The sequence below is a fragment of the Paenibacillus sp. CECT 9249 genome, assembly GCF_918697855.1.
GTDB lineage: Bacteria > Bacillota > Bacilli > Paenibacillales > Paenibacillaceae > MSJ-34.
Map to the genome: position 1 here is coordinate 21,995 of NZ_CAKKLI010000046.1, position 21,015 is coordinate 43,009.

Sequence of the window (21,015 nt, forward strand, 5' to 3'; positions counted from 1 at the left end):
TCATTTGACGTATTTGTTACGATAAACTGACGAACGTTCGTTAAAATTAGGGGGTCGTTATTTTTGAAAAGCGATGAAATTAAAGAGGCGGCGCTCAAATATTTTACTATTCATGGTTATGAAGGAGCCTCCCTCTCTCAAATAGCCGAAGAAGTCGGAATGAAGAAACAATCCATATACGCCCATTTCAAAGGCAAGGACGATCTTTTTTTGCAGGTGCTGCGCGATGCGAAAGAGGCTGAATTAAATTCCAAGCTGCAATATTTCAGTCAAGTCGATTCGCAACATCCCGAGCAACATTTATACGGTTTTTTGCAATTGATCATCGATCTATTCCAAAAAAATGAGCAGTTGAAGTTTTGGCTGCGGATGTCTTTTTTCCCGCCGGCACATCTTGCGAAAGCGATCGGAGAGGAAGTTATCGATATCGATGCGAAGGTTCAGGCCGTACTGGAAAGCAAATTCCAGGAATGGATCGATGCCAAAGCGATATTCGGCGTTGCGGCGCAAACGCCCACCCTCGCCTTTCTAGGGGTAGTCGATTCCATCATGCTGGAGCTTGTATACGGAGACGATGAGAAACGGCTGCATCATAAATTAGAAGCCTCTTGGTCCGTATTTTGGAGAGGAATATCATACTCGTGATTTGTACAGAAAGAGATGTTGATCTATGAAGAAAACAATCAAAGAACAAAAAGCTGTCTTACTTATTCTACTAAGCAATATTTTCATTGCATTTCTAGGCATCGGTCTGATCATCCCCATTATGCCGTCTTTTATGAATATTATGCATTTGTCGGGAAAAACGATGGGCTATCTCGTCGCCGTCTTTGCGGTGTCTCAGCTGCTGATGTCGCCGATCGCCGGGCGTTGGGTCGACCGTTACGGCAGAAAGAAAATGATTATTATCGGCCTATTTTTATTTGGCGCTTCCGAGCTTATTTTTGGCGTTGGTACGAATGTATGGGTGCTGTATATAGCCAGAATTCTGGGAGGAATTAGCGCAGCTTTCATTATGCCGGCCGTTACCGCCTATGTGGCGGATATTACAACGATTGAGGAAAGGCCGAAAGCGATGGGCTATATTTCCGCCGCGATTAGTACCGGCTTCATCATCGGTCCCGGCATCGGCGGTTTTATTGCCGAATTCGGTGTTCGCATGCCTTTCTTCTTTGCGGCGGCCATCGCCTTTTTGGCATGCGTCTCGTCCATATTTATTTTGAAAGAGCCGCTAAGCAAAGATCAGCTTGCTGAAATTGCCGCAAATGCGATGAAAACGAACTTTATCGGCGATTTAAAAAGATCGCTTCAACCGCTTTACTTTATCGCTTTTATCATCGTATTTGTGCTTGCTTTCGGATTATCGGCGTACGAAACCATTTTCAGCCTGTTTTCCGATCATAAATTCGGCTTCACACCGAAGGACATTGCAACCATTATAACGATTAGCTCCATCTTCGGCGTCGTTGTACAAATATTTCTATTCGGTAAAATGGTGGAAATGCTCGGCGAAAAGAAACTGATCCAATTATGTTTAATTGTAGGAGCAATATTGGCAGTGGCGTCCGTCTTCATCTCCGGTTTTTGGCTGGTACTGGCCGTAACATGCTTCATCTTCCTCGCATTTGATTTGCTTCGCCCGGCATTGACGTCATTTTTATCGAAGGCTGCCGGAAAAGAACAAGGATTTGTCGCAGGAATGAATTCCACGTATACGAGTCTAGGCAATGTCGTCGGACCGGCGATGGGCGGCATCTTGTTTGACATCAACATTAACTACCCTTATCTTTTCGCTGCCGTCATTATGGCGATCGGCCTCGGCATTACATTGATGTGGAAAGAGAAGCAAATGGCGGAAAGCTTACAATCATAGAAGTAGCTCCTGCAAAAAGGACCGACCTGCGTTGATTAGCAGATCGGTCCTTTTTCGTTAATTTTTATGATCTAATCCTTTTTGATCGACAGGGTTCGTATGGTACATTTTTTTGGCGAGCAACGTTTGCAGAATGACGAACATTCCTCCGATCACCCAGTATAACGGCACGGCGGCCGGAGCGGTAAAAGAAAAGACGGCCATCATGATCGGCGACAAGTAGCCGATGAAAGCAAATTGCTTTTGCTGCGCGGGGTCGGTATCGATCTGGGATACTTTATATTGTACGAAATAAATGACCGCCGCGATCAACGGCAGTACGGCGTCCGGTCGTCCCAGCTGAAACCATAAGAACGAGTGATCCGCTAGTTCCGGAGTCCCTTTAATCGCATAATACAGTCCGGACAAAATCGGGATTTGAATCAGCATCGGCAAACATCCGACCGCAAGCGGATTCACCTGATGCTTTTGATACAATTGCAGCGTCTCTTGCTGCAGCTTGGCCTTGGATTCCGTATCGTTCTTGTCTTTATACTTGTCCTGAAGCGACTTCAGCTCCGGTTGAAGGACATTCATCTTCTGCTTCATTCGATGCTGGTTGCGATATTGTCTCATCATGAGCGGCAGCAGGACAAGCCTGACCAGCAGCGTTAGCAAAATCAACGCCACACCGTAGTTTCCAGCGAAAAAAATGGCGAAGCGCTGAATCAAATAGGTGAAAGGATAAACGATGTAATGATTAAAGAAGCCTGGCGTATTGGCATCAATAGCCGCGTTCGTGCCGTTTGTTCCGCATCCGCTTACCAGAAGCAAGGCGGCGATAGCCGCAAACGGCATATATTTCTTACAGAAGGCGAATGCTCTGCTCTTCCCCATAGTAGTCCTCCTCGTTCGGATAGATTCGCTATTCCAAACGAGGGAAGGCACTCTCCAGAATCGTCATCCGGCGCTTCCTTTCTCTTCACTCTTCTGGTCAGCCAGCGGTGAATTTCAATCCGCCCCGCCGTTCGCTTCGGCTGCGCAAGGGGCAGGGCTCCGTCGCGAAGCGCGGGAAATAACTGATCTCCGGCCGATCGATGCAGATGAGCCGCATAAGCGCAAGTAAACGAGCATATGAACCCGATCGAAAGCAGATACAGCATCAAATCATGGACGAGGATATCTTGAATCTCGAACAATAGCATTCACCCCCTTCTTTCACTAGAAATACAACAATTACATTGTACCAAGGTTAGAGGGATATTGCTACGCCCCCCTCCCCCGTCTCGCGATGGACGCGCTTTTCCTTTCGTTAACGAAAATACGAGTTGGGACAATAGCTATCTCTCTTTAGCGGAATTTTCTAGAGTAGCCTTTTCATAGTTTAATATACAGTCAACATTCCCTTGCTAGTCATAAGATAGACTATCTATGAAACTAGGAGGGAAATGTATGACGACTATGACTATGCCAAGCGCGCTTTGTTTACAATTTGCTAACATTCTAGGAGGCTCTGCGGAGGTAGTTAACGGCGTATGTACGGTCACTCGCATTCGCAACAACCTTCAACCCCTCATCCAGGGAAGAAGAACAAGATCGGCCTTAGCAATAGCTGCGTTATTTTCTTTCGAAGATTTGGATAGACACGGAAATGCTCTTAATCTTGGTGAAACGGTAATCTTGCAAGAGGAAGTAAATCCTTTTATATCCGCTCTTCGTGCACGCGGGCTTGAAGTAACGGCGTTGCACAACCACTGGTTATTTACGAAACCCGTTCTTATGTTTATCCATTGGAAATCAGTCGAACCTCCGCTCCTTTTTGCGAAAAAAACGGCTGAAGCGTTTCGGGTATTGACGACTCGAACGATTCATCCTTGCAAATCAAGCGGCTCAAGCAAATCCGGAGGCAGATCCGGCGGTTCGTGCAGCTCCGGCAACAAATCGCACTCATCGCATAAATCATCGCATAACTCATCGCATAAATCGATGTCGATGAAATCGGGCAGATCATGCGGGTGCAAATCCCTTTCTCATGTCAGCGGAATGAGCCGCTCCAGCAAATCCCGTCATAGATCGTCTTGCAAAGTCCGCGCGTCCGGCAAACTGAAAGGTTCGATAAAGTCCCTTAGCAAAGGAAGACGTTTGCGAAGCGGATTGCGATCCAAATATAAGAAGCGGTAATCGTTATGTAGGCGGCTCTCCCTTTCCGCCGCTAACGGATATTTTCATATCGCTAATAGAGGAATTAGCCACATCTTATCGAATAGGTTCCCTGTATGGAAAAATAATGATCGCCATGGAGGTTACCTATGAAGGTCAAACGAATCGTTGCCAATATCGATACGCGCAATTTGGAGGCGGCCAAAAATTTTTACCAGGATGTACTCGGACTTGAAATATTGATGGATCACGGCTGGCTCGTCACTTACGGGTCGCGCGAACAGATGGGCGTCCAGGTCAGCTTTGCTTCGGAGGGCGGCTCCCGTACGCCTACGCCCGATCTGTCGATTGAAGTCGACAATGTCGACGCTGCGTTTGAGCGGATGACGAGCGCCGGATTTCCGATCGAATACGGGCCGGCCGACGAGCCTTGGGGGGTTCGGCGCTTCTACGTCCGCGACCCGTTCGGCAAGCTTGTCAACATCTTGGCCCATCTATGACGGCCGGCAAGCGAGGCAGCCAAGGACGTTTCCTAGTCCACGGCTGCCTCGCTCTTTCTCCCGCGTTTTTGTTTATTTAATCGACATCACTTGTCCTCGGGTCATGGCAACTAATTCATCGGGCTTTAAGGCCATGACCGCCTTAGGGTGTCCTGCGGCCGCCCATACCGTTTGGAATTGAAACAGATCTTCGTCGACGATCGTAGTGATCGGTTCCAAGTGGCCGATCGGCGCCACTCCTCCGATCACAAATCCCGTTCGTTCCCGAACATAGTCCGCATCGGCTTTGAGCAGCTTGTCTTGCAATCGGCTCGAAATGCTCTTCTCATTGACCCGGTTCGTGCCGCTGGCAACAACGAGAAGCGGCGAACCTGAGCCGCTCAGGCGGAAAATGATCGACTTCGCGATTTGCGCGACTTCGCAGCCGATCGCCGCGGCCGCCTCTTGCGCGGTTCGCGTGCTTTCCGGCAATTCCCTCACCTTCGTATCATACCCCGATTGAGCCAAAACATCTTGCACCCGCTGGGCGCTATCCTTCAACGCACTCATTTCGCTCTCGCTCCTTCCTCCATGCTCTCTTGCGTTTTCTCCAGCAATGCGGCATTGATGCCGTTCAAGAAAGCGATGGCGCTCGCTTTAATAATATCCGTATCCATGGCGCGGCCCGAATACGTTTTGCCGCCGTATTCGATCTGAATATTGACGCGGCCGACGGCTTCCTTGCCTCTCGAAATGCTGTTGATTTTATAATGTTTCAAGCTGACGTCCAATCCTGACAAAGATTTAATGACACCGTACAGGGCATCGATCGGTCCGTCCCCGACCTCGCTTCCTTTCAGCACTTCGCCGCCTCTTTTCAAGGCGACCGTTGCGGTCGGGGACAGATCGTTCGTGACGACCTGGAACGATTCCAATTCGTATAGCCGGCTGTCGCTGACGGCTTCCGCGCGATGTCCGGCAACAAGGTAGAACACATCGTGGTCGTACACTTCCTTCTTCAAATCGGCCAATGCGATAAATTTGGCGAACAACTGCTCGAATTCGTTTGCATCGCCGATTTCAAAGCCCATCTTCTCCACCGCGTTTTTGAAGGCATGCCGGCCGGAACGGGCGGTCAAAATGAGCTCCATGCTCTCTACGCCCACTTCCTCCGGCGACATAATTTCATAAACATTTTTATCCTTCAGCAATCCGTCCTGATGAATGCCCGATGAATGGGCGAAGGCGTTCTCGCCGGTGATGGCCTTGTTCACCTGCACATCCAGTCCTGTCAAATGCGTCAAAAGCCTGGACGTTCTGACCAGTTCCGTCGTTTGGATACGGGTGCTGCAATGATAGTAATTCTCCCTCACTTTAAGCCCCATGACCACTTCCTCCAGCGAAGTGTTGCCGGCCCGCTCGCCCAATCCGTTGATCGTACACTCGACTTTCTCGGCGCCGTTCTTGATCGCGCTGAGCGTATTCGCCGTTGCCAGACCGAGATCGTTATGGCAGTGGACGCTAAGGATGACCTTATCGTTTAAGTTCTTCAACCGCTCGTTAATTTTGCGGATTAATTCGCCGAACTCCTCCGGAACCGCATATCCGACCGTATCGGGAACGTTGATCATCGTTGCTCCTGCTTTGACGACGGCTTCGATCGTTTTCCACAAATATTCGAAATCCGACCGGGAAGCGTCCTCCGTGGAATATTGCACGTGAGGCAGCAGCGTCTTGGCATACTTGACCGCTTCGACGCCCATTTCCAGCACCGCATCTTTGGAGCGGTTGAACTTCTTCTCCACGTGAATGTTCGAAGTGCCGAGCACAATATGGATGAACGGGTTTTGCGCGATTTTGATACTTTCATACACGGCTTCGATATCGCTTTTCACCGCTCTGGCGAGCGCGGTAATGGTTACGGTATCCCCCATGGCGCGCGCGATTTCTTGTACCGCTTGAAAATCCCCCTTGGAAGAAGCGGGAAAGCCCGCTTCGATGATATCGACCTGAAGCCGCTTAAGCTGCTGGGCAAATTCGATTTTTTGTTGTACGTTCAATTTCGCGCCCGGAACTTGTTCCCCGTCGCGCAAAGTCGTGTCAAGCACAATAATGTTGCGGTTCATATGGAAGCTCCTCCTCAAATAGCACATGTACTGTATGTTTATATATAAAGCGGGGCGGATCAAACCCGGACTTTGATCAACACAAAAACCCCGTCTCTGCAATAGAGACGGGGTTAACCCGCGGTACCACTCTAATTCATTTCGCAAACCGAAGCGAAACGATCTCCTTCGATGGCCGACACCATCTATCCTTGTAACGGCGGAATCCCGGCTTACCCTACATTGTCAGGCAGCTGTTCATAGACGAGTTCAAAGTGATCAACGCTGCCGTTTCGCACCAACCAACGGCTCTCTGAAAGGTTATTTTCACTTCTACTATTTCTAATCAACACATTTGGATATTGAAATTATTCACTATTATATGGGAACGTCGGCGAATTTGTCAACAACCGATTTCAACGATCCGATTCGGCGTAGTCAATGACTTCGCTCCAATTCCACCTCTCGTAATCATTGGTTGCCGGCGTCAGTTGGCGTATCCAACGCTTCGCATGCTTCCCGTCCGGTTCCGCCGCCATCGCATCCGCCGTCTTGCGGTTCGTTCGCACCCAAGTAAGCTTGCTTCCGTCTTCTGCGAATAACGGGTCGAAATCCCCCTGTCTGGCAGGCGGCGAGGTGATCGGCTTCTCTTGACCGGAAGCCAGATCGATCCGCATCAGCTTAGGCATCGGCCGTTTCCGCTCCTCGACGGACCATTCGGCTTCTTTGGCTCTCGCAACGACGACGGTTCGATCATTCTGCCATGTGAACCCTCTATCGGCAAATCCTGCAGGCGTATACGACGTTTGCCTAAGCGACGGCAAGCCCTCCACAACCGTCAGCCGCTTGTTTCGGACCGCCTCTCTGCCGGTTCCTTCGATGTAAGCGAACAAACCGCCGGCCGGCGCCCATTGGAACCAATCGAACTGATCGAGCATTTGCCCCGCTTTGACAAACGACCTGGCATTGGACGCCAAGAAACATAATGTGTTGCCGTCCGCCGACAACGACGCCGTCGGCTTTGCGAGGAATGCGATCCATTTCCCGTCGGGCGACCATTTGAACGGGCTCGTCATGACGGCGAAGAACTGTTCCGATTGGCTTGGAATCCGGTAAAATAACCGCGTCGTCGGCTTATTCGAACCCTTCTCGAATTTCACGGTATACAATTCGATATCCGACCATCGGCCGCCGGACAACATGGACAGCGTTGAGAATAGAAATCCGCTGCCGTCCGGCAGCCAGGAATAATTGCCGACTCGTTCCGCGACGCGGTTCGCTTCAAGCTTATCCGGATCGCCCGCGCGAATCAGGTTGAGCGTTTCGCCGGTTTGAAAGGCAAGCTCGTTGCGTGCCGGGGCCCATTGCGCGTTATTGCCCGGGCCCGCCAAACGCAAGCTTCCGGTAACGACATGATAGAGCCAAACTTCGGTTTGTTCCGCTCCTTTCGTATAAGCGATCCAATTCCCGTCATAAGACCATCGCGGGTTTCGGACGTATTCTCCATGCGTGACTTGCGCTTCTTTCTTGTCGATTTTGACCCAAAGATCGTTATTTCTGACAAAAGCCGTTTTTAGGGAAATTTGCTGCTTCGCCGCGCTGACCGGCGTAACCCAAACCGCGAATAGAATGAATACGAGAAGCAGCATGATCGTTTTTTTCATAACGGGAACACCTCAATTCTGATGGATTGGATCGATGGGAAGGGCGAGCATAGTATCTGTTCGCGAATGCGACGGTTCCAGCACCCGGCGCAACGAAGACGTTACATCGGACAATTGTTGGCAGTACTGATCCATATTTTGTTTCATGCGCTGCAACGATTGTTCATCCTGCCACATCGCGATCAACCGGTTTTCGATATCTTTAAGCTTTCTTCCTCTTAAGTGGAAAATCAATTGTTGGCTCAACAGCCGCTGCAAATTGATTTCTTCTTGTCCGGGCAAAGCATGGTACACAAAAACCGGAATTTTTTTATATAAACATTCGCTGATCGTCACCCCTCCAGGTTTCGTAACAATCGCATCGATACGATTGTACAAATTGTTCATTTCCTCTTTGGATTCGATATACGGCATCGGTGCGACGCGCGGATGTTTTCTTTTTTGGAGTTGCCGGTACAAGGCGTTATTTTTGCCGCATAGTACGATGTAATGGATGTTGCCGGTCTTCCCGATATGTTTGACAATCGATTTGATCGCTCCGGTTCCGAGATTTCCGCCTGTAATCAAGACCGACAACTCCGGATTGGAACGCTCCTGATTCGGATCGGAATGAGCGAATTCGGGATGGATCGGAATCCCTGTCACGATAATTCGTTCTTCCGGAACCGCTCTTTCGGTCAGCCATTGCTTAACTTGCGAATCCGGAACCAAATGGTAGTCGATTCCTTGCCTCCCCCATACGTCATTGATGAAATAATCCGTATATACGTTGATTACCGGGATGTTCAGAAGCCCTCTGCTTTTCAGTTGGCCGAGCAAATAGGAAGGCAAAGCGTGCGTACAAAAAATATAGTCGGGCCTTTTCTCGCGTATTAATTTTTGCATATTTCTTAAAAACAAAAGTTCGTATAACCGATACCGTCTCGCCCTTTGAAAATTGCCGCAGCTTTTGCGGTAAATCCAACTGTATGCGAAAGGAAGGTAATGAATCCATTTCAGGTAGACGGAGGAAACGACCGCTTCCATCTTCCCGTAACTATAATGCAAAATATCGATTTTCTCGCATTCGATGGCCGGATCGATCAAGTTCGTATATTCGATAAGCGCATCGGCGGCTTGATGATGTCCCGATTTGATTTGCAGCAACGGAAGCACCAGAAGTTTTTTACCCATTTCATTCCTCCGACGAAACAGAAATTACATAGAAAGCGGTGAAGAGCAGTTTTTGTTAATATGCGCGGGCCGGGCGCCAATCATTCATGTACGGGCCGTCCGTCGGTACGCTCCATGAATTACCGCTGACAAGAGCCCCTCCGTCCATCTATACTGGTATATAGAGTACGTCATTGAAAGGAGTTGATTGGATGATTTTCATTGCAATCGGAACGATCGTCATGACATTGCTGTCATGCTTGCTATATAAAGCGCATCTCAATACACGGCAAGCAGCCGTGAATCGAGTGGAGATAAACGCCGGCCGCGAACGCCCGGGATCTTCATTCAACGTGTTGCATATATCGGATATGCATCTTGAGCATATTTCCGTTACGCCGGAGCAATTGTATGAGCAGCTTAAGGAGGAAAAGATCGATCTGATCGCCTTGACCGGCGACTATCTCGATCGTAAGCGGAGCATCCCGAAGCTCGTCCCGTATCTGCAGGTTTTCAACCAATTGCAGCCGACCTGCGGCATATTTGCGGTATTCGGCAATCATGACTATGTATTAAAGGACGAAAGCTTCGCCGCATTGAAGGAGACGCTGGAACGCAACGGCTGTCGAACGCTGCGGAACGAAAATGCCTTTTTTGTGAAGGACGGAGCATCAATCAACGTCATTGGAATCGACGATTACAGTACGAATCGCAGCAATATCGCGGCCTCGTACAAAGGAGTCAAGGAAGGCTATCGCCTCGTGCTGACGCATGATCCGAATATCGTTCTTGCTATGAGAAAGGTTCATTACGATTACTTGCTCTCCGGGCATTTCCATGGCGGCCAAATTCATTGGCCCAAACCGTATCATCTTGCGAAAATGGGAAAACTGGTCGGGATGAACATGATCAAAGGGCTGCATGTATACGACGGCAAACCGTTCTATATTAGCGAAGGATTGGGACAGACCGGAGTGAATATCCGAATGGGCAGCCGGCCCGAAATTACGCTTCATCGATTGCCCTTGCATTCGGCCGCTTCCAAGGCGGAACAACAAAAGACTCTGGCGGCCATCTGACCGTCAGAGTCTTTATGCGTGTCGGATTGGTTCGCGTAAGGCCGTATCGGCGCCTCCCCCTCCGTATTTTTGCATAAGAACGTTTTTGGACATAAATAAATAGGCTGGAGATTGTTTTTTTACATGTTTCAACGGTTGGTTCGCCGATAAGAAATAAATGGGAATCATCGTCACGTATTTTACCCATTTATATAACGAATTGGGAATCGGAATCGCTTCGAAACCTAAGCCGCCCACCCCTTTGTTTAACATCGTAATTCCGATTATCCCCTTGATATCGTTGATTTTCGGGTGATGTTGCAAATAAACGGCAAGATCGGGGAGCGATTGTTCAATGGCGCGATATAGAAATTTCCCTTTCTTAATTTCATTTTTTATGGAAAGCATATCTTTCAGCAAAATAACGTTGTGCAAATGAATTTTCAACAACGTATCGCCTTTTTCGATCACCGATCCATCGGATAAATGTACATTTCGGCCTTTGAAAGAAGTAAGTCTGACTCGGAACGTGCTGTTTTTCCGGTCTTGCCCGACGCACCGTAATCTGGTACATGCATAATAAATCGGATCCACCATATTCCAGACGGATAATGCGAAGGATTTCAACCTCATGAACCTTTCCCCTTTATCGAATGATATAGGGTTAGTGTATCTTGCAATCGCGTAATTCATGGGTGGGAAGTTGCAGCGCAATTACTAACAATTGCTTTCCTTGTCGCATAGTTCAAGAATAAATTGTTTCAAATCGACCAGTCTTGGAGGCTCTTGGACCGCATGATCCGTACCCGTTACGATCAACGGGATGATGGAATCGTATTTATGCAAGGAACCGTGACTGCCCCCGTTCATATGCATCGGGAAATAGCGGCTCTTGAATTCGTACCGCGGCCTGGCGGTAATGGCGATCATCGGAATGTCCTGGGAATATAAAGCTCCGTATAGTCTGGCCAGGGCATCCGGATAATCTCCGTAATGAATGATTCCTTCCTTGATCTTCAGATCGAGCACCGATTCTTCGCCCACCACGGTCCATTCGGACCCGTAAATATCCGTAAACGGCCCGTTGCGCCGGAAATACATTTTCCTTCCCGATCCGCCTTCTCTGACCGCCACTTCGCGCTGTTCTTTCCAGGCGATGATATCGATTCGCGGTTCGCTCAGAAGCTGCTCGATCAGCTTCGGCTGGATATCCGCTTGCAAAGGATAAAGATAAGCCATCCGTTCGTTATTGCAAACGACAACATCGTGCCTGCCGATTTTCTCCCCTAACTGCAATACGCGAAACGATTCCAGCAACCGATCCAGATCGATGTTAAACCGTTCTTCGTTCCCGATTCGCGTTTGCCCGTGATCGCCGGTTACGATAAATATGCATTGCTTCACGGCTTCCTCCCACGAACCGAATGCATACAAAATGTCCTGGATATGCTGGTCCACACGGATTAAAGCTTCTTCCGCGTGAGCCGGATTTTTTTTATGCATCTCATGATCGTTATCCGGAAAATACACGAGCGTAAAATCGGGCTGTTTCTCCGATTGAATCAAAATTTTGGTTGCATGTTTCGCGAAATCGTCGTTAATGCCGCACATTTCCTCGTATCCTTGCATCGGCCGGGGAATATCTTGCAGAATGTCCGATTGAACGAGCGAGCCTAAAGTCATCGTCTCCGGCCCGGAAATGCTGCTTTTGCGAAACTGTAACCCCGACATCATATTCATGAGAGCGGGAAGCTTGATCATATGCCGCTTGACGCTGCGGTGGACAATCGCATTAATAGATGCGGATGTCTTCCCTCTCCGGCTTAGTTCTTCGAAGACGGTCGTCACATGGGCGCTTAAATGTTTTTCGTTCAAATTGTAGAGTACATGTTTGGCGCATTTGCCCAGGCCGAGCTTGCGAACGCAATTCCATCCGTTAATATAATTTACGATTTCTTGCTGCTCCGGATCGTACCAGATGAGTCCCGGGATCCGGTGAACGTCGGGATACGTTCCCGTCACTAACGAGCTGTCAACCGAAGCCGTCATCGTTGGAAACACCGTCGCGCAGTTCGCCCAATATCGACCCCGGTCCATAAGAAACTTCAGTCCCGGAACCGTTCGATGGCGAACGCAATCTTCCAGAATCGTTGGCATGAACGAATCAATCAGGAGAAAAATGATTTTTTTCATTATTCATTACCTTTCAAACCGTAGTAAAACATCATATAGTATGTTCCGAAACGATTGCGATTATGAAACCAAGATGGGAATGACCAGCTTGATACGACCGGGATATCCGGTGCATAATACGGGTAGGAATACGTCGAACAAAGGCGGAACAAGCCATGCTGTTAAAAATTGTAACGTTTAATATTCATCATGGAGAAGGAATCGACAGGATTGTTGACCTGGAACGCATCGCCCGCGTTATCGAAGAAAGCGACGCCGATATCGTCGCCCTGAACGAAGTCGATAACCGTTATTCGAAAAGAAGCAACGACATCGACCAGCTTGAATGGTTATCGAAGCGGTTAAAGACGAACCATGCCGTATTCGGACCGGCTATCGTATCGGGAACGCATCGAGACTTTGATACGACCGTGCGCCAATTCGGAAATGCCCTCTTGACCCGGTTTCCTATCGTATGCAAGCATAACCACATTTTCAAAGCGCCGGCTGCCATTGAAAATCGGGCCTTATTGGAGGCCCAACTGGATATGGACGGGCACCCGCTCAAATGCTATGTGACCCATTTAAGCCTCTCCCCCTTATTGCAACGGAAACAAGCGCGATTTATCCGCAACAAAATAATGAACGACGGCGGTCCAGTCCTTGTCATGGGCGATTTCAACGTAAAACCGGGATCAAAGGTATGGTCCATCCTAACGCAACAATTAACGGACGTAAGTTGGAATGCGGCTCCTTCCCTCACATATCCTTCGTTCCGGCCAAAGATGCAATTGGACTATATTTTCGTCAGCCGTCATTTTCAAATCGTTTCGTCGGGCGTTATTTCGGATCGTTACGAAGCGTCGGATCATTTGCCTCTGCAAGCTGCGGTCGTCTTATCCGATCCTTCCCTTCTTCCTGATTAAAAACGGAGGTATAGGGAAATATTATAAATGTTTCCAATCGGAACTACATCATGAGAGATCTGGTGATTTTATGTTTGCACGGCGAATCGTTGCAACCGGATGCGCTAGCCTGCTGCTGGCAGCCGTTATGTTGGCGTCGACTGCTGCGTCGACAGGCGCAGACCCGGCTTTTCAAAATGTGCGGGAGAAATACGCTATTGTCGTCATCGACGATTTCGGCAATAACGGACGCGGAACGAAGGAAATGATGGAGCTCCCGTTTCATTTGACCGTAGCCGTCATGCCTTTCCTGCCTACCACCAAGCGGGACGCGGAACAGGCATATCGCGTCGGACACGATGTAATCGTTCATTTGCCGATGGAACCTTTCTCCGGCAGAAAGACATGGCTCGGCCCCGGCGTCGTTTCGACCGATCTATCCGAGGAGGAAATTCGCAAACGCGTCCATGCGGCGATCGACGACGTCCCCCACGCGATCGGCATAAATAATCATATGGGCTCGAAAGCGACGACCGATCCGAGGGTGATGCGCATCGTGCTGGATGTATGCAAAGAACGCGGCCTCTTCTTCTTGGACAGCCATACAAGTTATCATAGCATTGTGGCCAAGGTAGCAAACGAGATGGGTGTGCCGAGCATCGAAAACCATCTGTTCTTGGACAATCGTCGTACGAAGCCCTTCATGAGAAAGCAGTTTGAAACGATGCGCAGTCATCTGAACGCACATACGCCCTGCATCGCGATCGGCCATGTAGGGGCCGGCGGCGTGATCATGGCGGAAGTATTGCGGGAACAGTATGAAATTATGAAAAAAAACGATATTACATTTCTGAAAATTTCCGATTTGCTGCTTTACAAGGACCCGACGAAACATTTGTGAACAAGTAGGAGGAACGAAGATGGCGAAAACAGCAATCAAATGGTTTTTAGCGTGCGGATTTCTGCTCGCTTCGATCGGCGCCGGCGCATCGCAAGCGTTCGCCGATGAAAGCATGACCAAAATGAAAGTGAACATCATCGACGGCAAAGGAACGAAAATCGGGACGGCCCGACTTACGCAGGCCGGCGCCGAAGTGAAAATCCATATCGAAGCGTCCAAACTCCCTCCGGGCGAGCACGGCATTCATTTCCACGCTGTCGGACGTTGCGACGCTCCCGATTTCAAAACGGCGGAAGCGCATTTCAATCTGCAAAACAAGCAACATGGCTTTAAAAACGCGCACGGGTTTCATGAAGGAGATTTGCCGAATTTGAAAGTCGGCGCAAACGGCAAAGTAAAAGCGGATCTCGTTACGACAACCGTTACTTTGCAGAAGGGAAAACCGAATTCATTGCTGAAGCCGGGAGGTACGGCGCTCGTTATCCATGCCAATGCCGACGATTACACCACCGATCCTTCCGGCAATTCGGGAGACCGAATCGCTTGTGCGATCATCAAGCCATAACTGTCCGTTTATGCAAAAAAGACTGGGCGACCATGACGGACGCCAGTCTTTTTCTTTTGCGAATTATTGCGAAACGGAGAAATAAGCGGCCTGGATGCAGACCGGCTTGGACGCTTCGATGGAATGACCGGTAAACTGCAGCTTCCCCGTCGTCTCGTCCACCCGGAATGTAGCGATATTGTTCGTATCCCGGTTCGCGGCGAGTAAGAAACGGCCTCCCGGCGTTAACGCGAAATGTCTTGGATGGCGTCCTTCTGTCGAAACATGCTCCACGAACGACAATCGGCCGCTATTCGAATCGATCGCGTATACGACGATACTGTCATGTCCGCGGTTCGAGCCGTATAAGTAGGTTCCGTTTGCGGAAACGGCAATTTCTGCGCAAATATTCTCGCCTGCGAACCCGGCCGGCAGCGTCGAAACGGTATCGAAAGTGTGCAATGCGCCTGTCTCCGGGTCATAACGGAATGAAGTGACGGTGGAATCGATTTCGTTAATGACATATGCAAATTTCCCGTTCGGATGAAATACCATATGTCGCGGTCCCGCCCCGGCATGCAGTACGGTATCGCCATGAACATGGAGCTTTTGGCGTTCGGCGTCAAGCGTATACGCCCGGATCCGGTCAATGCCCAGATCGGGAACGTACAAATAGCGGCAATCCGGACTGAAGAACGATGAGTGCGGATGAGGCTGCGTTTGCCGCTCGGGATGCGCTCCTTGGCCTTCATGCTGCCGAACGTCAAGCGTTTCGCCGATGCGGCCGTCCTCTTCAAGCGCCATTAGCCCGACCATTCCCCCATGATAGCTCGTCACGATTAGAAAACGGTCCGAATCGTCTTTTTGGATATGGCATGTCGTAGCGGGAACTGACATTCGGCGGTTGATTTCGGTCAGAGTGCCTTGAACCGGATCAATCCGGAACGAGACCGCTCCCCCCGCTTTCCCGCCGTCGGCTTCTTCTTCCGATATCGAATAAAGCTTCAGCTTCTCGGCGTCCAAATGTAAAAAAGTCGGATTTTTCAAGCCCGAAACCTGATGCAATAACGTTAACGCTCCCGTAATTTCATCTAACGAATAAACGTATACGCCAAAATCGGAAGCTTCCGCATAGGAACCTGCAAATACTAGCATACGATCTTTCATTCGACTAAAACCCCTTGCCACATTATTGTAATGATACTTATCACTTTAATGCAGTTTCTATGAAAGTGCAAATCGATTGGATGATTTCGGCTCAAGATAGGGTTGTTGATCGTGACTCTCGCGTTATTGTTCGAGGAACCGATGTTATGCTATGATCAAGATACTGCATCATCCTATGTTTGGAGGTTTTCATATGGAATTGCAAAAACCTGTCCGTTCGTCTTTGGCGAAACAAGTCTCTTCTCAATTGGAATCGCTGATCGAATCGGGCCAATGGCCCGTCGGAACAAAAATTCCCGCGGAACCCGAATTGGTGGAGCAGCTCGGTGTTAGCCGCAATACGATCCGGGAAGCCGTCCAGGCCTTAATCCACGCAGGCATGCTGGAAGCGAGACAAGGCGACGGTACGTATGTGCGAGCGTCGAACCATTTCGAAGCATCCGTTTTGCGACGATTGCGTGGAAGCAGCATTGCCGACACGTTGGAGGCGCGGTATTGCTTGGAGAGGGAATGCGCACGGTTGGCGGCGATCCGCCGGACTCCCGCAGATTTGGAAAGAATCCGCGCCTGTCTGGACAAACGAAATGAAAAAACCGAACATTTGGACGCCTTCGTCCGTGCGGATGTCGAATTTCATATGTCGATTGCGTCGGCCGCTCATAACGATCTGTTGTATGAACTTTATCTTTATATGAATGAACATTTGCGGTACGCGATTAGCAGCACTCTCGGCAATCTCGAATTGTTGAATGAATTGACGACGCTTCATAACGAGCTTTACAATACGATTCGGGATCGCGATCCCGTTGCGGCGGAGAAGGTGGCATCGGATATGATCAACCTCCTCTCCTCTCGTTCTTAGATCGAGCATATCGCCGTTTAAAGTGGCGCAGTTCGCTGGGGAGAATAGCTTAACTGCCCATCGACACCCTTTCATTGCGTTGTCTTGCGCTCGGACGTCGGCGGGACCAAATGACGACCGGAATCAGCAGCAAGGACATGATGCCGCCGGCCAACGAGAGCATTGCATAGCTTGAATTCGCGACTACCATGCCGGAAAGCGCGCCGCCGGAGGCGCCGGTCAAAGCGATGAGAACGTCGATCGAGCCTTGTGTTTTCGCGCGGGTAGCCGCCGCCGTAGCATCGACAATGATCGCCGTCCCGCTGATCAAACCGAAGTTCCAACCAAGGCCAAGCAAGGCGAGCGCGATCATAAGAAGCGCCATCGAATCGGCCGGCACCCAAGCTGCCATCAGCCCGGATAATAGCAATGTCACGCCCGAAGCGTAAGCCATTACCGTCCTTCCCCATTTATCGACCAATATTCCGGTAATAAGCGAAGGAAGATACATGGCCGCGATATGCACGCCGATCACGAGCCCGACCTCCCCTAGACCGTGTCCGTGATGCTGCATGTGGATCGGGGTCATCGTCATAATGGCGACCATAACGACATGGGTTAAAATCATCACCGTCGCCCCCACCGCAATTTTCCGGTTATCGTTTGCCCGCGGCTGCTCTCCGCCCGTAACGAACTGTTTATCCGCGAGCTTATCTTGCGCCAACGCTTTGGCCACTAGGAACGGATCGGGCCTTAGAAACGCCAGCAGCACCACACCGGCAAAAAGAAAGGCGACCGCAGCGAGCAGAAACGGCCCCGCCAGAGGGGGAACGCCGAGAGACGCTGCAAACCGTCCCATCGCGTCCACCAAATTCGGGCCGGCAACCGCCCCAAATGTAGTCGATGTTAGAATAACGCTGATTGCCTTGGCCCGCTCGTTCGGTTTGGCCAAATCGGTGCCCGCATAACGCGCCTGCAAATTGGAAGCGGTGCCTGCGCCGTAAATAAACAGCGAAACGAACAGCAGCGGGATATTCGGCAGGACCGCCGCGAGCACAGCGCCGACAGCCCCGATCCCGCCGGCCATGAAGCCTGCCGCAAGTCCCATGCGGCGGCCGAACCGTTGCGACATCCGCCCGATCAGCAGCGCCGCGGCGGCGGAACCTAGCGTAAAGAGCGCGGAGGGAACGCCGGCAAAGCTGTCGGTCCCTAGCATTTGTTGTGCCAGCAAACCGCCGATCGTAACACCTGCCGCCAACCCCGCACCGCCCAAAATTTGCGCAAGCACAACGATCAACAACGTCCTGCGCTGGAGCCGCCTTCTTTTTTCCGGAGAATCGCCGTAGATCTGCCAACGATTCGCCTGATTCCCGGATAATGGGATGTTATCCGTTATCCCTTTTTGTTCATTCCTCATCTTCGAATACGCCTCCTTGGCTATTATTGTAATCCGTATGATCCTGTTTCGCATTATATCTTGCCGAAGTGGTCCGTACGATCTTTATTCACCCTCCCAATGAAGTTTTTAAAGATCCTCAATATCCCTGATTATTCAAAAATAACGGCGTTGATCAATTCGCGGTTATACTCGCGGCAACCATTCCGGCACGCGGTATAACGGCATTCGAACATGAAGGGCCCGCTCTTAATCGAAGACTACACAGGTCTATAATAGCCGCAATCACACCGTTATGTCAACGCATTATTTTAATTAACATCATTAATATTATATAATATTAATATATAGCCTAGTTTATAATATAGTCAATTTTATGATGAGAACGGAAGCTCACTTGGCGTCATGGAATATGATCCCGAGTCCGTATCGTGTGCCTGAGAGAAAATTACTGACGCCATGGCGCACCGTATGTTGTATAATCCCCCCTCTTCCCTTCCGTATATTTCAAAATTAAAGGAGTCGGGCGAAGCTGGCCTTTAATGTGGCAACTCGCCAAAAATTCATCCAGCGCAGCGGGATATCTCATTTCCTTGCCTAGTCGTGCTAACCAACGATTCGCCGCTTGGGCCAGCTCGGGGTAGAACGAAGCACGCAGCTGCTGCACGAGTGATGGCAAAGGGGACGCGAAATATTTATATTCTCCTTCTCCGAACCGATATCGGCTCATTTCGATCTTGCTTCGGTACAATTCCTCCCGTTCGTACAACCCGATCAGGTGAAGGCATTGCCCGCTATCGAGCAATGGGGGCAGCTTCGCAAATCCTTGCCGGTCCAACGTCTGATGGATCCGCTCCCATGCAAGCGAAGCGATCTTCGTCTCTATCGTTTCATGCATAGCTGCCCCCTCCAATTAGTATAAATAATATATATTATGTAAATAATAATCAAGGACATAAGCTCCATCACGATTTTAAGGTTTAGTGACAGAGTTCTTGCTGCATAAGCGCCCTTTAGTTGAATAAAGACAAAATCGACTTGACAAAAAAAGTCTAATTAAACTATACTCTCAATAGTCTAATTAGACCATCGCAAACAAAGAAAGAAGGTTTATCTATGAAATCTATATTAATAATCGGACAATCAAATATGGCAGGCAGAGGATTTATTGAGGATGTCCCGCCGATTTATAATGAGCGTATAAATATGTTGCGAAACGGTAGATGGCAAATGATGGCGGAACCTCTTAATTTTGATCGTCACGTATCTGGTGTTGGGCCGGCAGCCTCTTTTGCTCAGGCTTGGACAGAGGATCATCCGGGGGAGTCCATTGGGGTAATAGCATGTGCCGAGGGAGGAAGCTCTATTGATGAGTGGGCAATTGACGGACTATTAACAAGACATGCGATTTCTGAAGCAAAATTCGCTATGGAAACAAGTGAATTAGTGGGAATTCTGTGGCATCAAGGAGAAAGCGACAGTCACGGAGAACGTTATAAGACGTATGAGGATAAATTGATTTCATTATTTAAACACTTGAGGGAAGAATTAAATGCACCAGATATCCCAATTATAATCGGTGAGTTGGGACATTACCTTGGAGAGGTCGGATTTGGAAAAAGCGCTGTAGAATATAAACAAATAAACCAAATATTATCTAAAGTTGCTCATGCCGAAAAAAATTGCTATTTTGTAACATCAAAAGGCTTAACAGCAAATCCCGATGGCATTCATATTGATGCTATCTCCCAAAGAAAATTTGGATTAAGATATTATGAAGCTTTTTCAAAACGAAAGCATGTTTTAGATATTTTGGACAAAGAGCATGAATGGATTGAGAAGGAAGCAAAACGTGAACTAACTAAAAATGAACGTATATTTGTTCAAAGTATGAAGTTTGCCTTGGGACAATTGAGTTTTGAGGAGTTTTCTATTAATCTCTCCAATATTAATGAAAGTAAGTAAAACAACATTAATCTCATTTTACGAGGAGAGATCAATCAATTGATTCCACTCTTAATCTTAGGTTTGTTAAAAGAAAAACCAGGTTCATATGGATATGAACTTTTGGCAATAATGAATGAGCGAAATTACGAGTTTGTAGTCAATTACACCAAAGGTTCATTTTATTACAACATTCAACAGTTAGAAGAAAAAGGACTGATTGAACGTATTTCCGAAGCGAGGAATTCAGAATCGAGAGAAAAAAATAAATACATTCTTACTGAGTTAGGAATTACAGAGTTTAATCGTTTAATGACTAAGTATGGGACAAAAACGGATTATGTAAATCTTTCCTTTTATGGTGCTATGCTTTTTGAAGATGAATTCGACAAAGAAAAGATGAGGGATTTAATTCTTGTTCAGATTAAACAAACAGAGAAAAAAATTTCTCTCATAGAGGATGCTTTAGCAAACAGATCAACTCTCACGAAGAGTTTTGTTCGTATGTTAGAAAACTCCATTTCACACCATAAAGTTAATGTAAATTGGTGTTATTGCTAACGCATAATGTCCGGAGATTGATGGTGTAAGTTATCCTGCTATTGACGGTTAATCTGACCGCATCCGGATATACGAGAGGGGGAATTATGATAATTCTCCCTGAATGACGCGTTT

21 protein-coding genes, 2 pseudogenes and 1 other annotated feature are annotated in these 21,015 nt (G+C 48.7%); of the genes and pseudogenes, 11 read left to right on the top strand and 12 right to left on the bottom strand.

The features are described from left to right. The first annotated feature begins 63 nt into the window (after positions 1-63). Together LQ229_RS22220 and LQ229_RS22225 are read left to right on the top strand one after the other, a co-directional pair. Positions 64-645, top strand: coding sequence for a TetR/AcrR family transcriptional regulator (locus LQ229_RS22220; RefSeq protein WP_216538973.1), 582 nt, complete (start codon positions 64-66; stop codon positions 643-645). A gap of 25 nt (positions 646-670) precedes the next feature. Continuing rightward, complete coding sequence (locus LQ229_RS22225) at positions 671-1,873, top strand: MFS transporter (protein ID WP_216538972.1); 1,203 nt, start codon at positions 671-673, stop codon at positions 1,871-1,873. 57 nt (positions 1,874-1,930) lie between these two features. Here LQ229_RS22225 and yidC read toward each other — a convergent pair whose 3' ends face one another. After that, on the bottom strand, positions 1,931-2,749 hold the full coding sequence (yidC, locus tag LQ229_RS22230; protein WP_216538971.1) for a membrane protein insertase YidC: 819 nt from the start codon (positions 2,747-2,749) through the stop codon (positions 1,931-1,933). Next, positions 2,674-3,051: a hypothetical protein gene (locus LQ229_RS22235; RefSeq protein WP_216538970.1), complete on the bottom strand. Its 378-nt coding sequence runs from the start codon at positions 3,049-3,051 to the stop codon at positions 2,674-2,676. The genes yidC and LQ229_RS22235 overlap by 76 nt, the downstream gene beginning before the upstream one ends. Positions 3,052-3,319: 268 nt before the next feature. Between LQ229_RS22235 and LQ229_RS22240 the strand changes: the two are divergent. Then, a pseudogene (locus tag LQ229_RS22240) lies at positions 3,320-3,685 on the top strand (DUF1259 domain-containing protein); the annotation flags it as partial. A gap of 35 nt (positions 3,686-3,720) precedes the next feature. On the opposite strand, the gene LQ229_RS22245 reads toward LQ229_RS22240, so the two are convergent. After that, a complete protein-coding gene (locus LQ229_RS22245) occupies positions 3,721-3,873 on the bottom strand; it encodes a hypothetical protein (RefSeq protein ID WP_230192951.1) in 153 nt (50 codons plus the stop codon). 288 nt (positions 3,874-4,161) lie between these two features. Between LQ229_RS22245 and LQ229_RS22250 the strand changes: the two genes are divergently transcribed. Beyond that, entirely contained in the window at positions 4,162-4,512 is a 351-nt protein-coding gene (locus LQ229_RS22250; RefSeq protein ID WP_216538969.1) for a VOC family protein, read from the top strand. Positions 4,513-4,584: 72 nt separating this feature from the next. Here LQ229_RS22250 and LQ229_RS22255 read toward each other — a convergent pair whose 3' ends face one another. From LQ229_RS22255 to LQ229_RS22270, 4 genes are all read right to left on the bottom strand, one after another. Next, positions 4,585-5,061 carry a YbaK/EbsC family protein gene (locus tag LQ229_RS22255; protein ID WP_216538968.1) on the bottom strand — a complete coding sequence of 159 codons (477 nt, stop codon included), beginning with the start codon at positions 5,059-5,061 and terminating at the stop codon, positions 4,585-4,587. Beyond that, positions 5,058-6,617, bottom strand: a complete 1,560-nt coding sequence (locus LQ229_RS22260; protein WP_230192943.1) for a 2-isopropylmalate synthase — start codon at positions 6,615-6,617, stop codon at positions 5,058-5,060. The genes LQ229_RS22255 and LQ229_RS22260 overlap by 4 nt, the downstream gene beginning before the upstream one ends. A gap of 100 nt (positions 6,618-6,717) precedes the next feature. Then, positions 6,718-6,955, bottom strand: a binding site (T-box leader). A gap of 57 nt (positions 6,956-7,012) precedes the next feature. Next, a complete protein-coding gene (locus LQ229_RS22265; RefSeq protein WP_230192944.1) occupies positions 7,013-8,260 on the bottom strand; it encodes a hypothetical protein in 1,248 nt (415 codons plus the stop codon). A gap of 12 nt (positions 8,261-8,272) precedes the next feature. Next, positions 8,273-9,433: a glycosyltransferase gene (locus tag LQ229_RS22270; RefSeq protein WP_216538965.1), complete on the bottom strand. Its 1,161-nt coding sequence runs from the start codon at positions 9,431-9,433 to the stop codon at positions 8,273-8,275. 191 nt (positions 9,434-9,624) lie between these two features. On the opposite strand from LQ229_RS22270, the gene LQ229_RS22275 reads away from it, so the two are divergent. Then, the gene (locus tag LQ229_RS22275) at positions 9,625-10,491 is read left to right on the top strand and encodes a metallophosphoesterase (RefSeq protein ID WP_216538964.1); all 867 of its coding nucleotides are present in this window, start codon (positions 9,625-9,627) and stop codon (positions 10,489-10,491) included. 12 nt (positions 10,492-10,503) lie between these two features. On the opposite strand, the gene LQ229_RS22280 is transcribed toward LQ229_RS22275, so the two are convergent. Beyond that, a complete protein-coding gene (locus LQ229_RS22280) occupies positions 10,504-11,103 on the bottom strand; it encodes a hypothetical protein (protein ID WP_230192945.1) in 600 nt (199 codons plus the stop codon). Positions 11,104-11,187: 84 nt separating this feature from the next. Then, on the bottom strand, positions 11,188-12,663 hold the full coding sequence (locus tag LQ229_RS22285) for an alkaline phosphatase family protein (protein WP_216538963.1): 1,476 nt from the start codon (positions 12,661-12,663) through the stop codon (positions 11,188-11,190). 155 nt (positions 12,664-12,818) lie between these two features. Between LQ229_RS22285 and LQ229_RS22290 the strand changes: the two genes are divergently transcribed. The 3 genes from LQ229_RS22290 to LQ229_RS22300 all read left to right on the top strand — a co-directional run bounded on the left by LQ229_RS22290 (position 12,819) and on the right by LQ229_RS22300 (position 15,013). Then, positions 12,819-13,568 carry an endonuclease/exonuclease/phosphatase family protein gene (locus tag LQ229_RS22290; protein WP_216538962.1) on the top strand — a complete coding sequence of 250 codons (750 nt, stop codon included), beginning with the start codon at positions 12,819-12,821 and terminating at the stop codon, positions 13,566-13,568. Between the two features lie 127 nt (positions 13,569-13,695). Beyond that, a complete protein-coding gene (locus LQ229_RS22295; RefSeq protein WP_230192950.1) occupies positions 13,696-14,448 on the top strand; it encodes a divergent polysaccharide deacetylase family protein in 753 nt (250 codons plus the stop codon). A 19-nt stretch (positions 14,449-14,467) separates the two neighbouring features. Continuing rightward, the gene (locus LQ229_RS22300; protein WP_216538960.1) at positions 14,468-15,013 is read left to right on the top strand and encodes a superoxide dismutase family protein; all 546 of its coding nucleotides are present in this window, start codon (positions 14,468-14,470) and stop codon (positions 15,011-15,013) included. A 63-nt stretch (positions 15,014-15,076) separates the two neighbouring features. Here the strand turns inward: LQ229_RS22300 and LQ229_RS22305 are convergent, their stop codons facing one another. Then, a complete protein-coding gene (locus LQ229_RS22305) occupies positions 15,077-16,159 on the bottom strand; it encodes a lactonase family protein (protein ID WP_216538959.1) in 1,083 nt (360 codons plus the stop codon). A 193-nt stretch (positions 16,160-16,352) separates the two neighbouring features. Between LQ229_RS22305 and LQ229_RS22310 the strand changes: the two genes are divergently transcribed. After that, positions 16,353-17,021 (top strand): FadR/GntR family transcriptional regulator, encoded by a 669-nt coding sequence (locus LQ229_RS22310; RefSeq protein ID WP_230192947.1) that lies wholly within the window; start codon positions 16,353-16,355, stop codon positions 17,019-17,021. Between the two features lie 49 nt (positions 17,022-17,070). Here LQ229_RS22310 and LQ229_RS22315 read toward each other — a convergent pair whose 3' ends face one another. After that, positions 17,071-18,417, bottom strand: a complete 1,347-nt coding sequence (locus tag LQ229_RS22315; protein WP_216538957.1) for an MFS transporter — start codon at positions 18,415-18,417, stop codon at positions 17,071-17,073. A gap of 372 nt (positions 18,418-18,789) precedes the next feature. Beyond that, positions 18,790-19,294 (bottom strand): annotated as a pseudogene (locus tag LQ229_RS22320) (2OG-Fe(II) oxygenase). Positions 19,295-19,512: 218 nt separating this feature from the next. On the opposite strand from LQ229_RS22320, the gene LQ229_RS22325 reads away from it, so the two are divergent. Together LQ229_RS22325 and LQ229_RS22330 are read left to right on the top strand one after the other, a co-directional pair. Continuing rightward, positions 19,513-20,361 carry a sialate O-acetylesterase gene (locus LQ229_RS22325; protein WP_216538956.1) on the top strand — a complete coding sequence of 283 codons (849 nt, stop codon included), beginning with the start codon at positions 19,513-19,515 and terminating at the stop codon, positions 20,359-20,361. 39 nt (positions 20,362-20,400) lie between these two features. Next, a complete protein-coding gene (locus LQ229_RS22330; RefSeq protein ID WP_230192948.1) occupies positions 20,401-20,901 on the top strand; it encodes a PadR family transcriptional regulator in 501 nt (166 codons plus the stop codon). The last annotated feature ends 114 nt before the right edge of the window (positions 20,902-21,015 follow it).

What these genes read in the sequence shown, in the direction of transcription:
- LQ229_RS22225 (WP_216538972.1), top strand. Translation starts at nt 671, where the DNA reads ATGAAGAAAACAATCAAAGAACAAAAAGCTGTCTTACTTATTCTACTA.
- yidC (WP_216538971.1), bottom strand. Translation starts at nt 2,749, where the DNA reads ATGGGGAAGAGCAGAGCATTCGCCTTCTGTAAGAAATATATGCCGTTT.
- LQ229_RS22250 (WP_216538969.1), top strand. Translation starts at nt 4,162, where the DNA reads ATGAAGGTCAAACGAATCGTTGCCAATATCGATACGCGCAATTTGGAG.
- LQ229_RS22255 (WP_216538968.1), bottom strand. Translation starts at nt 5,061, where the DNA reads ATGAGTGCGTTGAAGGATAGCGCCCAGCGGGTGCAAGATGTTTTGGCT.
- LQ229_RS22260 (WP_230192943.1), bottom strand. Translation starts at nt 6,617, where the DNA reads ATGAACCGCAACATTATTGTGCTTGACACGACTTTGCGCGACGGGGAA.
- LQ229_RS22265 (WP_230192944.1), bottom strand. Translation starts at nt 8,260, where the DNA reads ATGAAAAAAACGATCATGCTGCTTCTCGTATTCATTCTATTCGCGGTT.
- LQ229_RS22270 (WP_216538965.1), bottom strand. Translation starts at nt 9,433, where the DNA reads ATGGGTAAAAAACTTCTGGTGCTTCCGTTGCTGCAAATCAAATCGGGA.
- LQ229_RS22275 (WP_216538964.1), top strand. Translation starts at nt 9,625, where the DNA reads ATGATTTTCATTGCAATCGGAACGATCGTCATGACATTGCTGTCATGC.
- LQ229_RS22280 (WP_230192945.1), bottom strand. Translation starts at nt 11,103, where the DNA reads ATGAGGTTGAAATCCTTCGCATTATCCGTCTGGAATATGGTGGATCCG.
- LQ229_RS22285 (WP_216538963.1), bottom strand. Translation starts at nt 12,663, where the DNA reads ATGAAAAAAATCATTTTTCTCCTGATTGATTCGTTCATGCCAACGATT.
- LQ229_RS22290 (WP_216538962.1), top strand. Translation starts at nt 12,819, where the DNA reads ATGCTGTTAAAAATTGTAACGTTTAATATTCATCATGGAGAAGGAATC.
- LQ229_RS22295 (WP_230192950.1), top strand. Translation starts at nt 13,696, where the DNA reads ATGTTGGCGTCGACTGCTGCGTCGACAGGCGCAGACCCGGCTTTTCAA.
- LQ229_RS22300 (WP_216538960.1), top strand. Translation starts at nt 14,468, where the DNA reads ATGGCGAAAACAGCAATCAAATGGTTTTTAGCGTGCGGATTTCTGCTC.
- LQ229_RS22305 (WP_216538959.1), bottom strand. Translation starts at nt 16,159, where the DNA reads ATGAAAGATCGTATGCTAGTATTTGCAGGTTCCTATGCGGAAGCTTCC.
- LQ229_RS22310 (WP_230192947.1), top strand. Translation starts at nt 16,353, where the DNA reads ATGGAATTGCAAAAACCTGTCCGTTCGTCTTTGGCGAAACAAGTCTCT.
- LQ229_RS22315 (WP_216538957.1), bottom strand. Translation starts at nt 18,417, where the DNA reads ATGAGGAATGAACAAAAAGGGATAACGGATAACATCCCATTATCCGGG.
- LQ229_RS22325 (WP_216538956.1), top strand. Translation starts at nt 19,513, where the DNA reads ATGAAATCTATATTAATAATCGGACAATCAAATATGGCAGGCAGAGGA.